The organism is Pseudomonas sp. PDM31 (assembly GCF_019218965.1).
In the GTDB taxonomy this organism is placed as follows: Bacteria; Pseudomonadota; Gammaproteobacteria; order Pseudomonadales; family Pseudomonadaceae; genus Aquipseudomonas.
On sequence record NZ_JAHUWS010000001.1, the window covers coordinates 137,506 to 159,258 of the forward strand.

General features: G+C 60.4%; 18 protein-coding genes and 2 pseudogenes. 4 read left to right on the forward strand and 16 right to left on the reverse strand.

Annotation, left to right across the window (positions count from 1 at the left end; genetic code table 11):
• Window positions 1-27: 27 nt before the first annotated feature.
• From KW839_RS00535 to KW839_RS00590, 13 genes and pseudogenes are all read right to left on the reverse strand, one after another.
• A complete protein-coding gene (locus KW839_RS00535) occupies window positions 28-822 on the reverse strand; it encodes a cyclase family protein (RefSeq protein ID WP_218423044.1) in 795 nt (264 codons plus the stop codon).
• Window positions 800-1,804: an NAD-dependent epimerase/dehydratase family protein gene (locus KW839_RS00540; protein ID WP_218423045.1), complete on the reverse strand. Its 1,005-nt coding sequence runs from the start codon at window positions 1,802-1,804 to the stop codon at window positions 800-802. Before KW839_RS00540 ends, KW839_RS00535 begins: the two co-directional genes overlap by 23 nt.
• A 10-nt stretch (window positions 1,805-1,814) precedes the next feature.
• Complete coding sequence (locus tag KW839_RS00545) at window positions 1,815-2,798, reverse strand: fumarylacetoacetate hydrolase family protein (protein WP_218423046.1); 984 nt, start codon at window positions 2,796-2,798, stop codon at window positions 1,815-1,817.
• Window positions 2,795-3,376, reverse strand: coding sequence for a cupin domain-containing protein (locus tag KW839_RS00550; protein WP_218423047.1), 582 nt, complete (start codon window positions 3,374-3,376; stop codon window positions 2,795-2,797). The genes KW839_RS00545 and KW839_RS00550 overlap by 4 nt, the downstream gene beginning before the upstream one ends.
• Before the next feature lie 13 nt (window positions 3,377-3,389).
• Window positions 3,390-4,640: an MFS transporter gene (locus KW839_RS00555; protein ID WP_218423048.1), complete on the reverse strand. Its 1,251-nt coding sequence runs from the start codon at window positions 4,638-4,640 to the stop codon at window positions 3,390-3,392.
• The gene (locus KW839_RS00560; protein ID WP_218423049.1) at window positions 4,630-7,104 is read right to left on the reverse strand and encodes an RND family transporter; all 2,475 of its coding nucleotides are present in this window, start codon (window positions 7,102-7,104) and stop codon (window positions 4,630-4,632) included. Before KW839_RS00560 ends, KW839_RS00555 begins: the two co-directional genes overlap by 11 nt.
• 4 nt (window positions 7,105-7,108) lie before the next feature.
• Complete coding sequence (locus KW839_RS00565) at window positions 7,109-8,215, reverse strand: YCF48-related protein (protein ID WP_218423050.1); 1,107 nt, start codon at window positions 8,213-8,215, stop codon at window positions 7,109-7,111.
• A 62-nt stretch (window positions 8,216-8,277) separates the two neighbouring features.
• Complete coding sequence (locus KW839_RS00570; RefSeq protein WP_060542112.1) at window positions 8,278-9,666, reverse strand: DUF1329 domain-containing protein; 1,389 nt, start codon at window positions 9,664-9,666, stop codon at window positions 8,278-8,280.
• Between the two features lie 12 nt (window positions 9,667-9,678).
• On the reverse strand, window positions 9,679-11,376 hold the full coding sequence (locus KW839_RS00575) for a DUF1302 domain-containing protein (RefSeq protein WP_060542113.1): 1,698 nt from the start codon (window positions 11,374-11,376) through the stop codon (window positions 9,679-9,681).
• Window positions 11,377-11,426: 50 nt separating this feature from the next.
• A complete protein-coding gene (locus tag KW839_RS00580; RefSeq protein WP_218423051.1) occupies window positions 11,427-12,551 on the reverse strand; it encodes an FAD-dependent oxidoreductase in 1,125 nt (374 codons plus the stop codon).
• Between the two features lie 87 nt (window positions 12,552-12,638).
• On the reverse strand, window positions 12,639-13,049 hold the full coding sequence (locus KW839_RS00585) for a Rieske (2Fe-2S) protein (protein WP_060542115.1): 411 nt from the start codon (window positions 13,047-13,049) through the stop codon (window positions 12,639-12,641).
• A gap of 12 nt (window positions 13,050-13,061) precedes the next feature.
• Window positions 13,062-13,148, reverse strand: a pseudogene (locus KW839_RS27975) (outer membrane lipoprotein carrier protein LolA); the annotation flags it as partial.
• A gap of 22 nt (window positions 13,149-13,170) precedes the next feature.
• A complete protein-coding gene (locus KW839_RS00590; RefSeq protein WP_218423052.1) occupies window positions 13,171-14,112 on the reverse strand; it encodes a VOC family protein in 942 nt (313 codons plus the stop codon).
• A gap of 298 nt (window positions 14,113-14,410) precedes the next feature.
• Here KW839_RS00590 and KW839_RS00595 point away from each other — a divergent pair, with 298 nt between their 5' ends.
• The 4 genes from KW839_RS00595 to KW839_RS00610 all read left to right on the forward strand — a co-directional run bounded on the left by KW839_RS00595 (window position 14,411) and on the right by KW839_RS00610 (window position 18,683).
• Entirely contained in the window at window positions 14,411-15,370 is a 960-nt protein-coding gene (locus KW839_RS00595) for a LysR family transcriptional regulator (RefSeq protein WP_060542117.1), read from the forward strand.
• Window positions 15,371-15,432: 62 nt separating this feature from the next.
• Window positions 15,433-16,590 carry a S9 family peptidase gene (locus tag KW839_RS00600; RefSeq protein ID WP_218423053.1) on the forward strand — a complete coding sequence of 386 codons (1,158 nt, stop codon included), beginning with the start codon at window positions 15,433-15,435 and terminating at the stop codon, window positions 16,588-16,590.
• 285 nt (window positions 16,591-16,875) lie between these two features.
• Entirely contained in the window at window positions 16,876-18,225 is a 1,350-nt protein-coding gene (locus KW839_RS00605) for an amidohydrolase family protein (RefSeq protein WP_218423054.1), read from the forward strand.
• Between the two features lie 11 nt (window positions 18,226-18,236).
• A complete protein-coding gene (locus KW839_RS00610; RefSeq protein ID WP_060542120.1) occupies window positions 18,237-18,683 on the forward strand; it encodes a heme-binding protein in 447 nt (148 codons plus the stop codon).
• On the opposite strand, the gene KW839_RS00615 is transcribed toward KW839_RS00610, so the two are convergent.
• From KW839_RS00615 to KW839_RS27985, 3 genes and pseudogenes are all read right to left on the reverse strand, one after another.
• A complete protein-coding gene (locus KW839_RS00615) occupies window positions 18,668-19,603 on the reverse strand; it encodes a LysR family transcriptional regulator (protein ID WP_060542121.1) in 936 nt (311 codons plus the stop codon). The two genes, KW839_RS00610 and KW839_RS00615, sit on opposite strands and share 16 nt — an antisense overlap.
• Window positions 19,604-19,653: 50 nt before the next feature.
• On the reverse strand, window positions 19,654-20,529 hold the full coding sequence (locus KW839_RS27980) for a methyl-accepting chemotaxis protein (RefSeq protein WP_371318040.1): 876 nt from the start codon (window positions 20,527-20,529) through the stop codon (window positions 19,654-19,656).
• A pseudogene (locus tag KW839_RS27985) lies at window positions 20,524-21,654 on the reverse strand (HAMP domain-containing protein); the annotation flags it as partial. The gene KW839_RS27980 and the pseudogene KW839_RS27985, both read right to left, overlap by 6 nt.
• Between the last annotated feature and the right edge of the window lie 99 nt (window positions 21,655-21,753).

Sequence of the window (21,753 nt, forward strand, 5' to 3'; positions counted from 1 at the left end):
AAGCTGGCCCGCGTTTCTTCGCGCGGCTTACTCGTCGAATATCGCCACCGCGCGTACGAACCCGGCCGATGCGTGCTTGATCTTGTAGGGAAAGCACGACACCACGAATCCATTGGCCGGCAGGACATCCAGGTTGGCGAGCTTTTCCATTTGCCCATAGCCGATATCGCGTCCCGCCTTGTGCCCTTCCCAGATGATCGAGGCATCGCCGTCGGCTGCAAAACGCTCACGGGTGTACTTGAACGGAGCATCCCAGCTCCAGGCATCGGTGCCGACCACCCGCACTCCCCGCTCCAGCAGATACATCGTGGCTTCACGACCGATTCCGACACCGGCATCGAGATAGCCCGGCTGACCAAACAATGCGCCGGCACGAGTGTTGATCAGCACAATGTCCAGCGGCTGCAAGGCATGGCCAATGCGCGCCAGTTCGGCTTCGATCTCGTCGGCGGTTACCACATGACCGTCTGCCATGTGCCGAAAGTCCAGCTTCACCCCAGGTTGCAGGCACCAATCGAGCGGTAGCTCATCAATGCCAAACGCCGGCTGTCCGCCATCGGTGGTCGAGGCGTAATGCCAGGGCGCATCCATATGCGTACCGCTGTGGGTGGTGATGTGCAGTCGCTCGGCCGCCCATGATTCGTTGCCCGGCATTTGCTCGAGTTGCAAGCCCGGAAACATCGCTGCCATTTCCGGCCAGCCCTGCTGGTGATCCATGTATTCGATCTTCGGCAGCAACGGCGGCGGATCGGTGTAGGGGTTATTATCGAGGGTGACCGAAAGGTCCACGAGACGACGTTTAGGCTTGGTTGGCAGTGACATGAAAGTTCTCTCCGGTCAGCGGCAAGTGTCGGGGGGCCGAGGGGTTGAGGGAATTGCGGACCAGCGCGGCAGCCGTGCGGTCATGATTGAAACCGGCGGCACGCGCTTGCGGGGTTTTCAGGGGTGGCATCTGTCCGAACAACGCTTGCAGCCCGGCGTCGGGCGCAAAACTGATCAGCTTGCGGCGCTCCTGCCCATAGCGATCGGCCAATGCGTCGATCACCTGGGCTATGGACAAATGCAGAACCGGCAACTGCCACACCCGTTGAGCGCCCAACGAGGCGCCATCGAGCTCTGCAGCGTGGATCAGGTTGTTCACGCAGCAGCGCGCCGACATCCACCAGGCCGTCGCCTCTGGCGAGACCGGGCATTGATAGGAGTCACCCTCGGCGAACGCCCGCATCAGGTGGCTCATGAATGCTGAGCGCAAGCCATTGGGCTCACGGGGCCGGGCGACGATGCCTGGCAGTCGCAACACACGACCGTCCACATCACCTCGCCGGGCAAGGTCGCTCACGGCGCTTTCCACCATGGCCTTGTGCGTTCCGTAGGTCAGTTCGGGGCGCAGTTCGGCAGTCTCGTTCATTCGTTCCGGCAGATGACCGCCATACACCGCGACGCTGCTGGCATACACCAAAACGGGTGGCTGGCTTTTGTTGCGCAGTTGGTTGAGCAACTCCAGGCTGGTCAGCAGGTTGACCTGGTAACCGAGTTCGTACTGATCTTCTGCAGTGCCACCGGGAATACTGACCAGGTGAAACACCACGTCGATGCCATCGGCCAGCACCCGGCGCATCAACGCAGGGTCCGTCACGCTGCCGAAATGACGACGCACTCGGGCGTCCTCCGGCAAGCCCTGCAAGTCCCTGTCCAGGAGCAACAACGAGTCAATGTTATGCCCTCGCAAGCTGCCCCGCGCCAACAAACAACGCACCAGCTCTCGTCCGACAAAACCATTGGCGCCGGTAATCAACACACGCATAGGGCGCCCCTCAACCTTGAGCTTGAACGACACGTTGATCGATCGCGCCGAACAACGACTGGCCGTCGCTATCCAGAACATCCATGTGCACGCGGTCACCAAACCGCATGAAGCCGGTTTGTGCGGCACCGTGCTCGATCATTTCAATGGCGCGGCGTTCGGCAATGCAGGCCGAACCCGCACTGCGTTCGACATTCGAGACCGTACCGGAGCCGATCAGCGTGCCCGCCCGCAGCCGGCGAGTCAGCGCGGCATGGGCGATCAATTGGCCAAAACCGAAGTTCATCTGCCCGCCGTGCGGATGACCGAACCATTGGCCATTCCAGTGCACCTGCAAAGGCAAATGCACCCTTCCGTCATGCCAGGCGTCGCCCAGTTCATCCGGGGTAATGGCCAGCGGAGCGAAACTGGACGAGGGTTTGGCCTGCAAAAATCCAAAGCCTGTGCGCATTTCCCGCGGGGCCAGGGCGCGCAAACTGACGTCGTTGATCTGCAGGATCAACTTGATGTGCTGCAGCGCTTCTTGCGCGTCACACCCCATCGGCACGTCATCCACCAGCACCACGAACTCGCCTTCAAAATCGATGCCCTGGCTCTCGCTCGGCAGCGCAATATCGTCGCGCGAGCCAATGAAATCGTCACCGGCGCCCTGATACATCAGCGGTGTGTGTTCGACGCCGTCGATGGGATCAAGATTGAACGCCTTCTGCATCAGTGCACCATGGCTGAGGAAGGCCGAGCCGTCGCACCATTGATAGGCCCGTGGCAAAGGCGCCATGGCCTGGCTTGGGTCGAAGGCAAAGGCTTCAGTCGACTCGCCTGCATTCAACTGACGCGAAAGTGCCTGCAAGCGTGGTTCGGTGCTGCTCCAGTTTTCGACGGCCTGCTGCAAGGTCGGCGCCACGGAACTGGCATCCAGCGCCCATGCGAGATTGCGCGAGACCACAACGAGCTGACCATCACGACTGCCGTTTTTCAGGGTGGCGAGTTTCATACTGATGCTCCTTGGACAGGGTTCAACTCAGCCGCGAAGCGTCCGTCGAGAAGAATGAAGACCATGCGCGCCATTGCTTCGGTGCGGTTGCTCCAGGCGTGGTTGGTGCCGCGTTGCACCACGACGTCGCCGCGCTTGAGGTGCACCTCCTCTTCGTCCAGTACCAGCCACACTTCGCCTTCGGTGACAATGCCGTAGTCGAGCGTCTCGGTGCGGTGCATCAATTTGTGCCGGGAGTCGGCTTTGCCGGTGCCGGCGTGGGATTGACCAATTTCGGCGAACACCGCCGCGGCGTTTTCAGCGCTGACCTGGTTCTGCACGCTGTCCGGTGGAATATCTACCACCCGAATCACGCTGCCCAGGGGACCGGGGCTCAGTTGCAACGGTTTGCTGCTTGGATCGCTGGCGTTGTCGAGCAAGGCCGGGCTGGTGCTGCTGTTCCACAGTTCATGAAACACCGTGCCGGGTACCGCCGACAACGGGAATACGTTCGGCGTCGGCCCGTTACTGGCGACAATCGCCTGGCCACGCTGATCGTGACCGGTGACCACTCGTTTGAATTCAGGAAGCGCTTGCATGGACAATCCTCGTTCAGTTTCCGTCGCCGATGGTGGTGCCACCGACAACAACATTCGCGTGGGGCGACAGGCCACCGAGCCGGGGCACCGCCAGGCAAAACACCGCTACCAACAGTTGCCCCCCACCCACAATGGCCAACGCATGGGGGAGCGCCGTGGCTTCACCACGGGTCATGCCCAGCACCACCAGTGGGCTGATGAACTCGCCAGCGAAAATGGCCGCGGTAAAGCACCCCGCCGCTCGCCCACGCTGATGGAAATCGACTTGCGCCATGATCCAGGTGATCAGCGTCGGCAACATCAGGCCGATGCCCAGGCCGCTGATCGTCACTGCGATCACCACTTGTACGTGGGTCAGGGCCCCAGCCATCAACAGCCCGCCGATGCCCGCCAGCACATAGGCAATCAACAGCATGTGTTGGCCGCGCATCCCGCTGAACAAGCGGAAGCTCAGCGCACCGATGAGCACGCCCAGTTGATTGGCACCCATGGTCATGCCGATCTGTTGCGGGGCATCCACGTGCAGCAGGTTGAGCAGATAACCGGCCTGTACCGGCACAATAAACAGGCTCAAACCCGCCAACAGCGACAGCGCATACAGGGGCGTGAGCGCGCGCCACGGGAATTTTCCTGCCAGTAGCGGCTGCGTTGTTTTTTCAGGCTGCGGGCGGGCCTGGGGTTCCCATAGCTTCCAGGCCATCAGCGGCAGGAAAATCAGGCCCACTGCATACAGCGCAAACGGGGTGCGCCAGTCGTTTTCCCCGAGGAAACCACCCACTGCGATAAACACCACAGCGGACAACGACGTGGCAACCATCTGCAAGGCAAACAGACGCTCACGCCTGGCGCCGCTGTAGTAGTCGCCCATCAGCGTGGTGCAGCAGGTCATGATCCCCGCCTCGGCCAAGCCGATGCCTGCTCGACTCAATACGATCGCCGGCAGCGAGTCGAGCCAGAGCGGCAGCACGCCGCAGAGCACGTAGAGCAACATGCTCGCCAGCAGCAATGGCTTGCGCCCGAGTCGATCGGCGATCAGCCCGGCGAACGGAGCCAGCAACGCAATCACCAACGCCGGCAAGGTCAACACCACAGGCACCAGCACGGCGCTGCCGGCCACATCGGCAAAATGCGCCTGCATCCGCGGCAATACCGGGGCCAGCAGTACCGCGCCCAGCACCGGTAAACAGCTGCCCAGCAGCAACAACAGCGATTGCGCCCATCCGGCCTGTCGGTGTGTATTTTCCACAAAGACATTAGCGACCATGGCACGGCTCCTTGATGCGCAGGTGATGAATGTTGGCAACTACCGCCGAATCAGAAACCGCCACGTTAGTCACTGTCATCGGCACAACGTCCCCCTGCGCCACGCTGCGTGCGGGCAACAGGAAGTACGCCAGTGCCGGCAGCAACACCAGTGCACCGACCATGTTCCAGACGAACATGAACGCCAGCAGCACGCCCATGTCGGCCTGGAACTTGATCGGTGAAAAGGTCCAGGTTGCTACGCCGATGGCCAGGGTGATTCCGGTCAGCATCACCACCTTGCCGGTGGAAACCAGTGCGCGGTAATAGGCTTCGGACAGGCTCGCCCCTTGGCGCAGATGACCCAGCAGAATGCTCATCACGTACAACGCATAGTCGACACCGATGCCGACGCCCAGGGCGATGACCGGCAGCGTGGCGACTTTCACACCGATGTTCAGCCAGACCATCAAGGCTTCGCAGAGGATGGACGTCAGCATCAAGGGGATCACCGCACACACCGTCGCGCGCCAGGAGCGGAACGTGATCAGGCAAAGCAGAATCACCGCGCCATAGACCCAGACGAGCATCTCGCGGTTGGCTTGCTTGACCACGATATTGGTCGCCGCTTCGATGCCGGCGTTACCGGCGGCCAGGAGGAATTGCACCTCATCGGTGTTATTCGCCGCGGCAAATTTTTCCACGTGCTCGACCAGGCGGGTCAGCGTCTCGGCCTTGTGGTCAGTGAGGTAGGCGTACAGGGTCAACAGGCTGCAGTCTTCGTTGTACAAGCCACGCGGCGCACTGGCGGTGATCATGTTGAGCATCGCCTGGTTGTTCTGCAGCTCGTACCACTTCGGGTTGCCTTCACTGAGGCCAACCAGCATGCGCCGGTTCAGCAACGCCAGCGAATTGGTCGAATCCACACCCGGCAAGGCGCGCAGTTGCCAGTCCAGGGCATCGACCTTGGCCAGGATGTCGTAGCGTGCACAGCTGCTGGCCGGCGTTTTCACCATCACCGCGAACAGGTCGCTGCTGGCGCCGTAATGACGGGTCAGAAATGCATCGTCCTGGTTGTAGCGCGAATCGGCACGCAGCTCCGGCGCACCGGCGTCGAGGTCGCCGATTTTCAGTTGCAGGCTGACCACAAAGCCCACAGCGGCCAACGCAAGGCTGATGGCGATGCACAGGCTGGCCCAGCGGCGATGGGTGAACAGATCCAGAAAACGCCAGAAGGCATGCCGTGTCTGACCGTTTTGCTCGGCCTGTTCGCTCTTGAGGCTCAGTTGTGCCGCGCGCGGTGAAACGCCTACATATGAGAGCAACACCGGCAGCAGGATCAGGTTGGTGAAAATCAACACCGCCACGCCGATGCTGGCGATCACCGCGAGGTCTTGAATGACCTGGATCTTGATCAGCATCAGCACCGCAAAACCTACGGCATCACAAAGAAGCGCCGTCAACCCGGCCAGGAACAGCCGGCGGAAGGTGAATCGCGCCGCCACCACCCGGTGCATGCCTCGGCCGATGTCCTGCATGATGCCGTTCATTTTCTGCGCGCCGTGGCTCATGCCGATGGCAAACACCAGGAAAGGCACCAGCACCGAATACGGGTCCAGTTGGTAGTCCAGCAATGGCAGCAAACCGAGCTGCCAGACCACCGCCACCAGCGAGCACAGCACCACCAGCACGGTACTGCGCAGGCAGCGGGTGTACCAGAACAGCACGGCGGTGGTGATCAGGATCGCCACGGCAAAGAACAGCAGGATCTGTTTCAGACCGTCAATCAGGTCGCCGACCTTTTTCGCGAAACCGGTGATGTGAATGTCGATATTGGCGCTTTGGTATGTGCTGCGCAGCGTCTCCAGTTGCTCGGACAACACTGCGTAATCAAGCGGCTTGCCGTCAGAGGTGGCGGCCAGCAACGGCACGTAGATGATGCTCGACGTCTGGTCGAAAGCCACCAACTGCCCGAGTTCATTGGAACGCTGCACGTTGCGGCGCAGCGCATCGAGGTTGGCGGCGGTGCCGCTGTAGTCATCCGGGATCACCGGGCCACCGTCGAGGCCGTCTTCGGTCACGGCGACCCAGCGCGTGGCCGGGGTCCATAGCGACTTCATGTACGCCCGGTCAACGCCCGGCAGCAGGTAGAGTTGGTCGCTGAGGGCCTGCAGGGTCTTGAGGTACTCGGCATCGTAGATGTCGCCGTGCCGGTTGGCGACCACAATACGCAACGCATTGCCCAGGCCAGTGAGCTGTTTCTGATGCTCAAGGTAGTTGGCAATGTAGGGTTGCTGTGTGGGGATCATCTTTTCGAAGCTGGCATTGAGTTCGATGCGGGTGGCTTGATACCCCAGCACCAAGGTGGTCAGCACACACACCAACAGCACCCACAGGCGGTGGTTGAACAGCGTGCGTTCCACCACTGAACCGGAGCGTGGATCGAAATTCGCCAGGCTGGCCGTGGCGTTGTCGAAAGACTTCATAACCTCACTCCGAAGCAGTAGCGATTGACGGCGATACGCGCGTCAACCCAGTGAAACCAGCCAGCGTCAGGCTGCCATCGGCGGCCTGGATGACACTGGCAACGGGCTTGCCCAGCGGTTTTCCGTAGGGCTGCAGCAATGCGCCAGGCTGGTTGTGGGTGCGAAACAAGGCGCCGCTCTGATTGACCAGCAGCAACTGGCCGTCATCGGTGCGGATCGCATCGCTGAAAGACACCGGCATCGATACCGGCGCCGGATGGAAGCTCTCGCCAAGGTCACTGGAGGAAAAAGCATTGCCCTTCAAACCGGCCACTAACAAGACACCGTCATCGCGCATTTGCAGGGTGAAGAAACTTCCCGCGTAAGGGCTTTGCAACTGACTGAAAGACTTGCCGGCATCCATCGAACGAGCCAGATAACCCTGCTCGCCGGCCAGGAACCAGTGCTCTCCTTGTTGAGCGATGGCAGACAAGTGCGCGCCCATCGGGTTATCGATTTGCCCCATGATCGATTGCCAGGTGGTGCCGCCATCTTCGGTGCGAAATGCCAGGCCGTACGCCCCCACGATCAGACCGTGTCGGGCATCCGCGAACTGCAGGGCGAGAAACGGTTTGTCAGCGCCCTCCGCAGCTAGCCTTTCAGCCGTTTGCACACGCGCAGCGGCGGCATCCTGGTCGTTGGCAGAAGGCAATTGCTCGCGGGCAGCGGACAACTCCAGTTGTGCCGCTCGCAGGCCGTCCAGTTGTACGGTCCAGTGTTCACCTGCATCGCGGGAGGCCAGCACCACACCGCCATGCCCTACCGCCCAGCCGCTGTTGGCGTCGACAAACTGCACGGCCGTCAGGCTGACGGAAACCGGTACCGCTGCTTGCCGCCAGTTGACACCGTTGTCATCGGAAAGCAGCACGATGCCCCGCTCCCCCACCGCCACCAACCGTGCCCCCGCACGGGCCAGGTCCAGCAGCACCGCAGATTTCGCTTGCGGCGCTTGCATCGCCGGTGTGTTGAGCGTGTCACCGACCACAGCGGCATGGGCCAGAGTCAACGGCAACGCCACAGGCAGCGCCATAAGCCACATCAGCCGACCAACCACCTGACAGAATCTGTTCATTACCGACCTCGAAAAACCGTTTGAAACCGGACCACGCTGATCAAGCCGCGATCCGGTCCGAATCAACGAACCCCGGCACCCGCCATCGCCGCTGGCGAAAACTCGGAGGCCTTGTAGCGATCCACCACGCTGTACTGCTCTGCCTGGCCGGTGTAGACGTTCTGGATAAACCAGGCGCCAGAGGTGAGGTCATAGAAGCCCGAAGACAATTGCGCCTGGGCAGGCAGGTCCGGCAGTACTGCCGGCAACGACCACAGGGTCTTGGCCAGTTGGCCGTTGGCGTCCCAGCGGTCGCCCAGAATGGCTTGCCAGGTGTCTTCGTCCAGGTAGTAACGACCTTTCGGCAATTGGTGACGTTTGCCCGGTGCCAGGTCGGCCTCGACCACCCAGACCCGGTGCAATTCCCAACGCACGTAATCCGGGTTCATGTGATGAGCGAGGAACAGGTCTTCAGGCTTGGCGGCGGCTTGCACCTTGTTGGTGTTGTAGGGGATGTACATCTCCTGCTTGCCCACCAGTTTCCAGTTGAAGCGGTCCATGCGGCCCTGGAATACGCTCAATTCGTCGAACGACATCACCCCGGCAGTCGCCGGTGTCGGCGTATCGCAGCAAGCATTCGGCAGCTTGCGCACGCGGCGTTGCCCGGTCAGGTAAACGTGGGCCTGGGACAGGTCGCCGTTGATGTTGGTACGGCCCAGAATTTGCTCGCCGGCGCGCAATGGTGGCCCGACGTTGAGCAGGCGGAACATCCAGTAGTCACCGGCAAACGACTCCGGCGTCCCTTCCTGGTAGTAATACGGCATCTCCTGGATCGCCTGGCCGTCGGTGGTCATGACCTGCTTGCCATCGGCGGTCATCAGGTAGTGACGAAAATGCATCGACAGGGAGGTACCGCGCCAATTCAGCACGTGGTTCCACATGGCTTCGGCGCCGTTTTGCGGGACCGGGAACGGGATGCCGCCAAAGGCGCCTTCGGGGACGGGGCCGGCGCTGCTGTCGACCAGTTTGGCGCGAGTGGCGTTTTTCAGGGTGTTGTCATACACCCATTGCGGCGCGGCAGCTGTACGACGGGTCGGGTACACATCAATGCGATAGGTGTCGGGGAAACGCTTGAACATTTCCTTGGTGCCATCGCTGAGCTTTGCGGCGTATTGCGCAAGGTTTTTCGAGGTGATGCTGAATAGTGGTTTGTCCGCGGCGAACGGATCGGAACGTTTGCCACCCTCCTTGAACGATGGATCGACCTTGGTGTAACCACCGTCCCAGGCCGGGATGGTGCCGTCGGCATTGCCGGCGCGCTCGGCCCCGAAAGGCGTCAGGTTTTTCGACAGCTTGGCCGCGTCTTCAGCCGTCGCCGCCAGCGTCAGTTGGCTGCAAATGGCCAGGCTACCCAGCAGTGCAAGGCAAAGGGTTTTGAGCTTGAAGGCTCCGGTCTTTTTGTTGTGGGTCATGCGCAAGTCCTCTTAAAACGTGGTCTTGACGGAGAAAGCCAGGTAATCCCGGTCTTTCAGCGATTGCTTGAAATTGAATTGGTTGGCGGCGTTGAGGTTGGTGTCCTCGGCGCCGTAGTAATGCGTGTAGGTCAGGCCAGCGGTAACGCGATCCAGGTAAGTCGCGGTGATGCCGATGTTCATATCGCCACCGTTGTCCGGGCCGAAGGAACTGACAACCGCCGATTTGCCCAGGGGGAAGTAGCTGATGCCGACCGGGATGCTGATATCGATGCCGGAGAAGAACTGGCGGTAGGTCGGGGTGTAGACCACCTTGAAACCCAGACCGTCATCGGTGGCATTGGGGTCGAGGGCGGCCCGGTTCTCAGTGACACTCAGCAGACGGTTCCAGGCGATCTCGCCGACCAGTCCCGATTCCCTGGCAAGGAAGTTCGGTCCGAATGAGGCCAGCACGTTGAGGTTGACGTGAGCGGTACGGCCGACGGCGTAGAGGGCGTCGTCATCGTTGTCAGCGACAACGCCAGGCAGGACGGTCTGACCGTTGGAAACCAGCGGCATGTTCCAGCGCATCGAGGCTTCACCGGCGAAGCTGTATTCGTCGACGGTGGTGGAAAAACTCGCTCCAAAGGCGCGGATATCTTCCGGGTACACCCAGTAATACTCGCCGACCTGGCCGGTACTGAAGTTCGGCACACCGGTGGAAGGTTTGAGGTACAGCTTGGGGGTTTTGTCGTGGTACTGAATGGCGTACAGGCCGTACTCGACCGTCTCGGCGCTGTACTTCAACTGCAGGCCGCCCTGCCCCGAACTTTTCGCTTCCTTGTCATTGCCATGGAAAAACGCCGCCGGGCTGCCGGGATTGCCGCCGAGGAACGCAGGGAATGGCGCGCCCACGATCAGGCGTTCATTGCCTTCGCCGATGGTGTCACTGGTGGAGAAATAACTACCTGCGCCCGGCAGACGTGTCTCCTCCCATTCCAGTTGGTAAAAGGCGCCGAGCGAGACGTCGTCGGTCAGCTGGAAAGTCCCGGACAGTTGATTGACTGGCCGGGTGATTTCCTTGAACTGGGTGTTGGGTACGGACTGCGCCTTGACCACGTCGACCGGCCCCATGCCACCGGCAATGCCGTTGGCCCCGAAGAACAGGCTCTCGCCCCAGATCAACCCGTGACGCCCTGCACGCACCGACGTGGCACGGTCGGCTACGTCGCCGTTCCAGTACACAAACGCATCCAGCAACTCCCCATCACCGCCATGCAGGTGGCGAGTGTCATCGGTAAATTCGTCGTAGGCCACCGAACGGGCGTTGGCGCGTGTCGGGTCATCGTTATCGTTGTCGTGCTGGTATTCAGTGTCGTACCAAGTGGCACCACTGAGGCGTGCGCCAACGCTTTTGAACGACATATCCAGTTCGGAGAGGACGTCCAAACGGTTGGAGATCAGGCCTTTGTTGAAGGCGCGATCACCGTCGTCCTGGTTGAGCGCAACCTGTCCCTGGGTCAGTTTGCTGCTTGGATCCTGGGCTCGCCACGCGGCGCTGTACTTCACCGTGTTATCCCAGCGCAGTTTGAAATCCGGATTGCCGGTATCAACCTGAAAGGCATGGGCCGCCTGGCTACACAGAACCAAAGCCGCGGCCAAGGTGAAACCAAAGGGTGCAGAAATGCTGACCGGGCGGCGCGCAAGCGTCGCAGTCGTGGAACTAACCATCGCGTTAACCTCTTGTTTTTATAGTGGTAACTGCTGTGGATGAAGTCGAATCAGATGGGCTCGGCGGTGCGTGCGAGCATCTGCTTGACCAGACCGATGCGGTCGAACTCCCGGTCGTGCTGCATTTCCTTGTCACCGGCCAGCACAGAGCTTTCGCTGATGTACTTGCAGCGCTCGAAACGGCGATCCATAAAGCGCTGCAGCTGTTGCTCGATGCCGCCGTCGCGAGTCAGTTCTTCGCTGAGCACGATGGCATCTTCAATTGCCATGCCGGCGCCCTGACCAAGGTGTGGCGTGGTCGCGTGGGCAGCGTCGCCGATCAGCAGGACACGGCCGCGGTACCAGGGTTCGTTGACGAAGACCACTTCCATCGGCTTGTAAACCACCTGGCTGTTGTCGGTGATTTGCTCACGCAGCTCGCCGATGAGGCCGGTAAAACCCTGCAAGCGCTGGCGCATCTGCTCGGCCAGCGTCTGCGGGTCCATCCACGGGTTGGAAGGTTCATGGGAGGTAAGGAACAGGTACATCAGGTCACCGGCCAGCGGTACCAGGCCTGCGTTGCCTTCGGCGCTCTGGTAGTTGGCGAGGTGATCGATGTGCGGATCGCGCGGGAAGTTGTAGCGCCACACCGATTGGCCGGTGAAGCGCGGCGTGTAGGTGTCGCCGAACAGCAAACTGCGAACCTTGGAGAACAGGCCGTCAGCACCCACCACCAGGTCGTAGCCAGCGCCAGTGCCATCAGTGAACAGCACCTCCACGCTCTCGCCTGTGTCATTCAGGGATTCAACGCTCAGACCCAGGCGCACTTTAGCGCCGAGCTCCAGCGCCGTTTCACTGAGGACTTTGTGCAGCGCCAGGCGCGAGATACCGACGTTGGCCGGATACGCAGGCCCTGCCAGGCGCTGGCCCGGGATGCGCGCCAGCTGCTGACCGGCCGGCCCATAGATAGCGACGTCTTCAAAGGCATAGGCCGCATCAAGATAACCGTCGAGCACGCCCAGCTTGGCCATTTCGCGGACCACGTTGCTCTGCTGGATGATGCCGACACCGTAAACCGTCCACTCTGACTTGAGTTCGATCAGGTCGACCTCAATGCCCTTGCGCCGCAGTGCGATGGCCGCACACAAGCCGCCAATGCCACCGCCCACGATCAGAACTTTGTTCACTGCACTCATGGTTGTCTCACTTTTTATTCTTGTGGTTCGCTGCAGCGCCAGGCACTGCGTCGTTAGGTCCAGCTTCCCGTCAAAGCAGGGATTTGACTAATCGCGAGTAGGGATGCGATGTATCGCCAAACGCGATACCTCGACTTGAGGTGGCGCGCTGCCGATTTCGGGGATTTGCAGCACCAGCCAGCCCTCCTCCATACGCCACGGCAACGCCTCCAGTTCTTGGCCCAAACAGGGGCCGTAGATACATTTACCGGTACTCGGCAGGAACTGCGCACCGTGGGCGTAACAGACGATCAACTGGCCATCCGCCGAGAGAAACCGGTCTTTGCGATACTCCAGGCGTACGTCCAGATGTGGGCAACTGTTGCGGTAAATCCGCACCTGTCCCTCGTGTACCAAGGCAAAAACACTGTCTCTGCCGCGCTGCAATGGATCGAATCCGCGTGCCTGCCCTTCCACCAGTTCGTCCACCCGGCACAGGTAAAAATCGCTGTGGCTCATGACACAAACCTATGTAGGAGCGAGCTTGCTCGCGAAAAACCTGAGAGCACCGCGGGGCGTCAGGCTCCCCGCGACATCATTGACCTGCGCCGTCGGCACGCCGCCCGGAACAGGCTCGCGCCTACAACGCTTTGGGTGGCGGGCCGCCGGGTGCCCATTTTTCTTTGGAGTTGAACAGGAACAGTTGCGAGTTATCCGCCGACAGCGGTGCACGGCGCGCCTCCCAGGCGTCATCGTGCTTGTCCATGTCGGCGTCGTATTCAATGTGGCAACCCAGCGGGCTGTTGAAATACCAGAACCAGTTGGAGCCAAAGAGGTGACGGCCAGGGCCCCAGAAACTGGTCCAGCCTTTTTGCTCGAAGCGTGTTCCGGCCAGCAGCACTTCGGTGCCGCTGCCCATGTGGAAGGTGAAGTGTTCGCAGCCCTTCATGTGAGGCGGGGTCTGGATCATGAACAGGCAATGGTGGTCATCGGAACCTGCCGGGCGCATGAATGGACCCGCGCCGATGAAGGTGTCTGTGGTTTTGAAGCCCAGACGCTCGGCGTAGAAGGCTTCGGCCTTGGCCGCGTCGGGGACGAAATACACCACGTGCGATAAAGTGCGCGGCGTGGCCTCCATTTCCAGGGTGATACCGGGCTGATTAAGCGGACGCTGTGGCGCATGGCCGGCGGCGTTGGTCAGGTCGTCCGGCGCGTTGTAAGCCTTGCGAACAGTGACCTGAAAGGCGATTGCAAACCCCATGTCGTCGATACTGTGCAGCACGCCGTCATCATCGCGGGTGACCTGGCGGTCTCGCGCCAGCTCGTCTTCGATGGCATCCAGGTCGGCAGCGCTGGCGACGCCGTAGACGGTTTCACGAATCGACGGTGCCGGACCAATGGCGGCAGGCAAGCGCGGATCGTCCGCCCGCCGAATGATCACGGCGGTGCCGTCCAATGCTTCGAAGCGCCCGCCGTTGCTGTCGACGGCGACAGGCGCAAGGCCGTAATCACGCAGGCAATCGGTACAGGCTTGGATGTCATCGACGCCGAAGATCAGGGCATCAAGGCCAAGGATGTTCATGGCTACCACTCCATTGAAATTAGTATCCGGACGAATCTGCTGCGGGCTCGAAAGGCCCATCAGCAACGCAGGCTGTCCGGTGGTGGTGTCGGCAAGAACGCCGACTGCCGTGAAGATTGCCGGGCGCTTTGGCAGCTGACTAATCGAGTGTCGGGATGTGACCTATCGGAAATCGCGATACCAGAAATTTCCGGGGGCGCGTTTTTTGCGAAGAGCGAAAGAAACGGCGAGAGGGTTGACGCGCTGATGTATTCATCCGAATGTATCGCGAAAATAAATACAAAACCGGACATGCCTGATGCGTTTCAACCACCTGGATCTGAATCTGTTGGTAGCCCTCGATGTGTTGCTCGAGGAACAGAACATTACCCGCGCCGCCGAACGCTTGCACATGACGCAATCTGCCACCAGCGGTGTGTTGGGACGTTTGCGTACCTATTTCGAAGACGAGTTGCTGGTGCAAGTCGGCCGCAAAATGCAACCCACGCCCTATGCCCGGGAGCTCACCACGCCGATCCGCGAAGTGTTGCTGACGATCAAGTCATCGATCACCGCCAAGCCGGTGTTCGACCCTACCACCAGCAAGCGTCACTTCCGCCTGGTGACCTCGGACTACCTGATCAGCGTGCTGTTTGCCCAGGTGATTCAGACAATCCATCAGGAAGCGCCCAACATCACCTTCGAGATGCTCGGCCCCGGCGACAATAGCGGTGAGTTGCTGATTCGCGGCGAAGTTGACCTGATGATCGTGCCTGAGCGCTACATCATCGACGGCCACCCCCACAAGCTGCTGTTCGAAGAGGAACACGTCTGCGTGGTGTGGGACGGCAATACCCTGGTCGGCGACAGCCTGAGCCTGGAGCAGTACATGGACATGGGCCATGTTTCAGTCGGGTTTGGTCGCAGTCGGCACTTGAGCATCGAAGAGTGGTTCATGAACCAGTACGGCTTCAACCGCCGTATTGAAGTCGTCACCAACGACTTCAACACCCTGCCGCAACTGGTCGTCGGCACCCAGCGCATCGCCACCATGCACCAGCGTCTGGCACGGTTGTACGCCGAACACCTGCCGTTACGCATCCTCAATCCGCCCGTGAAGATTCCAGTCATGCGTGAAGTCATGCTCTGGCATCGCAGCGTCGAAGGCGACCCGATGCACCGCTGGCTGCGTGAGCGCATCAGCGAAGTTATCCAGAACCTGGAAAACCCTCCTATCGCCCGCCGCGATACCTCCCATCCCGAGTCACGATTGGCGTAATGGTCGGCGCGTCCTTACCGTGCCTTGTAACCTTCAAGGCAACCACAAGGACAACAACAATTATGTTTCGCTACTTTCCAACCAATTATGTGTGGAATCTTTCGGTCGACCTGGCCATCGAGATGGGCGCTCGCATGGGCGAAATCGAAGAGATGTGCGCACCATTGCAGGAGGCAGCCAAGCAGCCCGACGCCGCAGGAACCAAGGCATTCCGCGAAACCTGGGCGAAGATGGCCGACAAACTCTGTGGCCTGGCTGAAGAAGACGAGGGTCATGGCCGGTTGCTGTCGGCGGGCGAAAAATACAGCCGCGCCGCCACTTATTACCTCACCTGCGAACGCCTTCAAGCCCACGGTGCTCCTGGTCGTACCGAGCTGTACCAGCGCTTTTTGCAGACGTTCAAACGCGGCATCGAGCTGTCACGGGAGAACTGTGAGCGCGTTGAAATCCCCTATGAGGGCAAACACATCTCCGGCCTGCTGGTACGTGCTGAAGGCGTGACCGGTCCGGCGCCGATCCTGGTGCAGGTCAATGGCCTGGACTCGACCAAAGAAATGAAATACCGCGTCGGCCTGCCGGCCTGGTTGGCAAAGCGCGGTATCTCATCGCTGATCATCGACCAACCCGGAACAGGTGAAGCGCTGCGCCTGCATAACCTGATCGCTCGCTTCGACAGCGAGCATTGGGCCAGCCGCGTGGTTGACTGGCTGGAAACCCGAAGCGACGTGGATGCGACACGTATTGGCCTGGAAGGCGTCTCACTCGGCGGTTATTACTGCCCGCGTGCGGTGGCGTTTGAACCACGGTTTGCCTGCGGTGTGGTGTGGGGTGCAAACCATGACTGGCGCGATGTGCAGAAGCGTCGACTGGAAAAGGAAGGCAGTTTCCCGGTACCGCATTACTGGGCGCACGTGTGCTGGGTGTGGGGTGCAAAAGACATGGATGAATTCATGGCCATCGCCGAAAACGTGCATCTGGATGGCGTACTGGATCGGATCAAAGTGCCGTTCCTGGTTACCCACGGTGAAAAGGATTCGCAGATTCCGCTGAAGTGGGCGCAGCGTACCTACGAGCAACTGGTCAACAGTCCAAAACGCGAGCTGAAGATCTTCACCGAACGTGAAGGTGGCGTGCAGCATTCCAGCTTCGATAACAGCATCAATGCCGGACATTACATTGCTGACTGGATTGCCGAAACGCTGGGTGGACACACCGCTTAACGGGCTTCGCGCAGCATGAAATACGCCGGACAACCCTAAAGGTTTCCGGCGTTTTGCGTTAATTCAGTCGGGCGCACGTGTGTCATGGAACGAGCTCGTCTGCCAGCCATCGCAACTCGCGATACTCGTCCCTTGGGGTCACGCAATGCCGCAAAGGCCCCGACGCTGCTGATGTACCGCAGCTATCGATGTCATCAATACACGGGCATTGATGCAAGTTGCTGGTGGCCACCCTGGCCTCGCCCTAGCCTCGCTTTGCATAACAATCAGCAAAGTGAAAACGCCATGAACGCCCTGCACCTCAAATGCCAGACCTTGTTCGACGGTACTGGCCTGCAAACCCGTCAACAGCAGACACTGGTCGTCGAAAACGGCCTGCTGTCGTATGTTGGCCCAACTGCCCTGGCGCCGCAGCCGCAACCGGGAGACACCCTGCTCGACGCCGGCGATAACTTTGTCATGCCGGGCCTGGTGGATGTGCACACCCATCTGGCCTTCGGCAACGCCCAGAGCGAAGAAGACATCGATATCTGGACCAGTGACGAGTTCCGCGCGCTGCGAGGCATGTTCTTCGCCCAGCACGTGCTGGCCGCCGGTGTGACCAGCATGGTCTGCCCGGGCGATAGCGGCCAGCTCAGCATCGCGGTGCGCAATGCAATCGCCGCCGGTTTGTTCGAAGGCCCGCGCATTGCCGCCAGCAGCCGGGTCATCACGAACCGGCAAAGCCTCAATGACTGGTTCCCGAGCCGCGTCGGTACTGCGGAATATTTCACCGCGTGCCTGGTCACCAGCCGCAGCGATGCATTGGCGGAAATTCGCAAACAGGCCAAGGACGGTGTCGATCTGATCAAGATCGCCATGGACGGTACCCACCGCCGCCCGAATGGCGAAATCATCGCCGCCTTCACCGCTGAAGAAACCCGTGAAATGGTTGAAGAAGCGCATCGCCTGGGCTGCAAGGTTGCGACTCACGCCTATGGCCGCGAAGCGGTGATGTACGCCGCTCGCGCAGGTGTCGACCTGGTGTTTCACGCCTTTTATATGGACGATGAGTGCATTGAAGCGCTGCTCGAGGCCGGTAGCATCCTCGCCCCGACCATGACGTTCCCTCAAAACACCGTGGATTTCTGCCAACCCCACGATCCGGCCATCAGTACCGGCTACGCTGGCTACTGCGCGCGCACCCTGGAAGTGGGTTCGGCCGTGCTCAAGCGTGCCAAGGCCGCCGGGGTGCCTTTCGCTTGTGGTAGCGACAGCGGTTTCGCGGTGACGCCTTATGGCGAATGGCACGCTCGCGAGTTGGAATTGCTGGTCACCCGTCTGGGCTTCACAGCGGCAGAAGCGTTGTACGCCGCCACGGCAGTCGGCGCTCGCTGCATGCCGCGCGGTGAGACCATCGGCTCCCTCGAAGTGGGCAAGCAAGCAGATTTCCTGCTGCTCGACGGTTCACCCTTGCACGACATCCGCATTCTGCAAGATCGCTCACGCCTTAAAGCCGTGTACAAGGCCGGCCGGCCCGTACGCATGGAACGCAGCCCCTACAACCCCAAACAGGTGTCTGATTTCAACTCGCTGAAATGGACGGATCTTTACACCCGCGACCGTGTTGCCCAATTGGGCAAGTGGGCGCTATGAGGACTGACGCCATGCAACGACTCGACCTGATGACCGCCATCGACATCGCCAGCAGCGCTATGCGCATCGCCCGGGAAACGGCGGTTAAACCATTGGCGGTTGCCGTGTTGGATGCCGCAGGTCATCCGCTGGCCGTCCTGCGCGATGAACTCGCGAGTTTTCTTCGGCCGCAAATAGCCACCGGCAAGGCCCGTGGCTGTCTCGGAATGGGTTTTGGCGGGCGTGAACTGGCCCGGCGCGCACAAGCGATGCCTGCATTTTTCGACGCCATCAACAGCCTGACTGGCGGCGAAGTGATTCCCGTTGCCGGCGGTGTGCTGATTCGCAATGCCGAGGGCCTGATCCTCGGCGCTATTGGTATCAGCGGCGACACTTCGGACAATGACGAGCGATGCGCTTTACAGGCTATCGACCAGGTTGGACTGCTGGCAGACAACGGCGATCAGATGCCCAACTGATCGAGCAACGCGGCCTGTTCCAGCAAGAGGCCGCGAAACCACAGCATGGCCGGGTCATGGTCTTGATAGGGATGCCATTGCAGCACCTGAACGGCCTCGGGAAACGCCAGCGGTGCTGGATGGATACGCAGTGGATAATGCTGAGCGAAACGCTGCGCCTGTCGACGAAATACGGTAGCGATTCGCGCGGTACCGACGATAAATTCGGGCATCAGTACGAAGCTTTCAAGGGCCACCGCCACTCGCCGTTGAACGCCCAGCTCATGCAGGTGCACGGCATCCATCGCCAGATTTCGGCCATCGGCAAACTCGCGGACCACGTGCTCTGCGTCGCAATAGTTGGCCAGGCTCAAACCATCGGCGAATTGCGACTGCTGAGCGCAGACAATGCAACAGAGCTCATCACTCATTAAGGGTAAATGGGGGTACGCCGGATTCAACCGTCGCTGCGGCACGATCACACAATCACTGCGACGATAATCGAGCGCTTCGCTGACTACATCGCCGTCACGCGGTACTGGCATATCCCGCAGACTCAAGCGCACGCCGGGCGCGATACGGGCCAATTCACGACTGACCGCCGGCAGCAGCACTCCAGCCACGTAGTCGGAAGCCACCAACGTGAAGTGTCGAGTGCAATTGGCCGGTTCGAAATTGACCGGTGCATCGACAATCTCCCGCGTCAATGCCAGGGCTTGACGCACCTTGGGCAGCAGCTCCAAACCCAATGCTGTGGGCTCCAGGCGCCGTCCTACCTGAACCAGCAACGGGTCATTGAAATGCTCGCGTAAACGCCCGAGTGCCGAACTGGTTGCCGACTGGCCCAGGCACAAACGTTCGGCGGCCCTGCTGACGCTGCACTCGCTCAACAAGGCATCCAGGGCCACCAACAGGTTCAGGTCAAGACGTCGATAACGCATGCTGTGTCCATTCTGGTTTACAGGAATGATTGATCATCACCGATGGATGCTCAAACCACAGGGTCGCTTTGAAACGCTCCAAGCGCTTCTCCAAGGCTGACGCTCAGGCGCTGCAAATTGCCATTCGCCATGTCCAGACGAGCGCATTCCTCGGCATTCTGCTCTACCACCCTATCAACCTGGCCAAGGGCTGCATCGACGCGGCAGACGATGTCGTGTTGGGTCGATGCGGCGTGGACGATGCGCTTGCCGGTGCCTTCAACACGCGAGATGGCCTCGGTAATCGCATCCAGAACCAGGCTCGCGCGTACTGTCAGATCAACGCCTTCGGCGGTCAGTCGCTGGCTATCGCACAGACTGGCGGCAGTGTCGCCAGTCACCTGGCCGAGACGTCTGATCATGCTGTCGATCTCGCCAGTCGAGGCACGCGTTCGACTGGCGAGCGCCCTCACTTCGTCCGCCACTACGGCAAAACCACGACCATGTTCACCGGCGCGTGCGGCTTCGATAGCGGCATTCAAGGCCAATAGATTCGTCTGTTCGGCGATGGCGCTGATCACGTCCAGCACACGGGTGATAGCCTGGCTTTCGGTTTGCAAGAGCTCCATGGAACTTGCGCTGCTGGTCATTTCACGCGACAGCCGCTGCAGGCTTTGACTGGCCTGTCGTACCAGATCGTCCCCCTGATGGATCAGTTCGCAGGCTTCGCCCAACGTTGCCTGGCTGCCAGCGGCTTGCTGGTTGACCTGCGCAGCCGCTTGGGTCATATGCTGCATTGCCTCAACCACCGCAGCGGTCTGTTCGCGCTGTGCACGTACGCCCTGCCCTGTGCGCTGTACCATCGCGCCCAAGGTGGTGGCGGCAGAGTCAAGCTGTTGCACATCGCTGCCGATTCGCCCCACAAGACTGCGCAGCGCCTGCAACATCAGGTCGATAGCGCGGCTCAGTTGGCCCAATTCATCTTGGCGAGCGAGCTGCGCGGGGCTGTCCTTCAGATCACCTGCGGCCACACGTTGCGCCAGACCCAGCATCAACTTCAGGGGTGTGACAATAGAGCGTCGAATCACAAGGCACGCAATGATACTGAGCACCACCGCCAGCAGCACCATTGCGGCAAGTTGCAGGTCCAGGCGCTGGCGAAGTGATTCATAAGATTGCGCAGCCCTGACGCGCTCGTCTTCCAGCAGCCCCGTCACTTTCTCTGCCGAAGTCGACATGTTCACCTGTTGCGCCATGGCCTGTTCACCGCTGACGGCATAAGCCAAAAAGGCCTGACGATATTCGGTCAATGCTGCGCTGGCCTCATCCAGAGCACGACGTCGGTCCCCATCAAGTTGTGAACTCAGGCTGCTTAGCGCAGTACCCAGCTCATTTACCCGGTTGACCCAGTCGTCCTGGTAACGCTTTTGCGGATCCAGGGAAAAATACAGCTCGCTGTCGCGCAGACTGGCCAGGCGTTCGCGTAATGAGGCCGCCTCTTCCAACTGCTGCATTGACTGCGCCTCCGGCACGTTGTGCTGTTCAACATCCAGATTGATATCGTCCAGTTGGTCGAGGAACACTTCACTGAAACGCTGCCCCGTCGTCTCCGCCAGCAATTGCATGCGCATCCTCGCCTGTAACGCCTGCTGGCGCGCCTCGGCATATGCCTTGAATGCCTTCAGGTACCGTTCGGATGAGTCTGCGAGCGTACGCGCGAAGTCTTCGCCCGGACGCGCAAGCGGCGAACCGATCTGAAGCTGACGCAAAGAGTCCTCAACCTGCCTGGCCGCGTCCAGCGACGGCTGCAAACCGAAATCCTTCTCTGCAACTCGCGCTTGGGCAAGGTTGGCTTTCTGACGATCCAGTACGCGTAACTGTGTGGCGCTCGACTGGGTGACCTGCACCGAATACCAGGCGGTGAATGCCATGCCCATCGTGCAGATCAGCACCAGGCCGAAGCCCAGCAACAATTTGCCGCCGACACTGAGGTGGCTGAGCAAACCTCCGAAAATGGCGGGGGTACGATCGAAAGGCGCACGCGGGGATGCAACGATGAAGCGAATAGCCATCGAACGAGCCTTCTTTTATTGTTTTTTAGGCAATGTCACCTGCAACGTTCGGCCAGCAATAATGGCGTGAACCGATGCGCGTCACTTGGCCGCAAAGAC

What these genes read in the sequence shown, in the direction of transcription:
- KW839_RS00535 (WP_218423044.1), bottom strand. Translation starts at nt 822, where the DNA reads ATGTCACTGCCAACCAAGCCTAAACGTCGTCTCGTGGACCTTTCGGTC.
- KW839_RS00540 (WP_218423045.1), bottom strand. Translation starts at nt 1,804, where the DNA reads ATGCGTGTGTTGATTACCGGCGCCAATGGTTTTGTCGGACGAGAGCTG.
- KW839_RS00545 (WP_218423046.1), bottom strand. Translation starts at nt 2,798, where the DNA reads ATGAAACTCGCCACCCTGAAAAACGGCAGTCGTGATGGTCAGCTCGTT.
- KW839_RS00550 (WP_218423047.1), bottom strand. Translation starts at nt 3,376, where the DNA reads ATGCAAGCGCTTCCTGAATTCAAACGAGTGGTCACCGGTCACGATCAG.
- KW839_RS00555 (WP_218423048.1), bottom strand. Translation starts at nt 4,640, where the DNA reads ATGGTCGCTAATGTCTTTGTGGAAAATACACACCGACAGGCCGGATGG.
- KW839_RS00560 (WP_218423049.1), bottom strand. Translation starts at nt 7,104, where the DNA reads ATGAAGTCTTTCGACAACGCCACGGCCAGCCTGGCGAATTTCGATCCA.
- KW839_RS00565 (WP_218423050.1), bottom strand. Translation starts at nt 8,215, where the DNA reads ATGAACAGATTCTGTCAGGTGGTTGGTCGGCTGATGTGGCTTATGGCG.
- KW839_RS00570 (WP_060542112.1), bottom strand. Translation starts at nt 9,666, where the DNA reads ATGACCCACAACAAAAAGACCGGAGCCTTCAAGCTCAAAACCCTTTGC.
- KW839_RS00575 (WP_060542113.1), bottom strand. Translation starts at nt 11,376, where the DNA reads ATGGTTAGTTCCACGACTGCGACGCTTGCGCGCCGCCCGGTCAGCATT.
- KW839_RS00580 (WP_218423051.1), bottom strand. Translation starts at nt 12,551, where the DNA reads ATGAGTGCAGTGAACAAAGTTCTGATCGTGGGCGGTGGCATTGGCGGC.
- KW839_RS00585 (WP_060542115.1), bottom strand. Translation starts at nt 13,049, where the DNA reads ATGAGCCACAGCGATTTTTACCTGTGCCGGGTGGACGAACTGGTGGAA.
- KW839_RS00590 (WP_218423052.1), bottom strand. Translation starts at nt 14,112, where the DNA reads ATGAACATCCTTGGCCTTGATGCCCTGATCTTCGGCGTCGATGACATC.
- KW839_RS00595 (WP_060542117.1), top strand. Translation starts at nt 14,411, where the DNA reads ATGCGTTTCAACCACCTGGATCTGAATCTGTTGGTAGCCCTCGATGTG.
- KW839_RS00600 (WP_218423053.1), top strand. Translation starts at nt 15,433, where the DNA reads ATGTTTCGCTACTTTCCAACCAATTATGTGTGGAATCTTTCGGTCGAC.
- KW839_RS00605 (WP_218423054.1), top strand. Translation starts at nt 16,876, where the DNA reads ATGAACGCCCTGCACCTCAAATGCCAGACCTTGTTCGACGGTACTGGC.
- KW839_RS00610 (WP_060542120.1), top strand. Translation starts at nt 18,237, where the DNA reads ATGCAACGACTCGACCTGATGACCGCCATCGACATCGCCAGCAGCGCT.
- KW839_RS00615 (WP_060542121.1), bottom strand. Translation starts at nt 19,603, where the DNA reads ATGCGTTATCGACGTCTTGACCTGAACCTGTTGGTGGCCCTGGATGCC.
- KW839_RS27980 (WP_371318040.1), bottom strand. Translation starts at nt 20,529, where the DNA reads ATGTTGCAGGCGCTGCGCAGTCTTGTGGGGCGAATCGGCAGCGATGTG.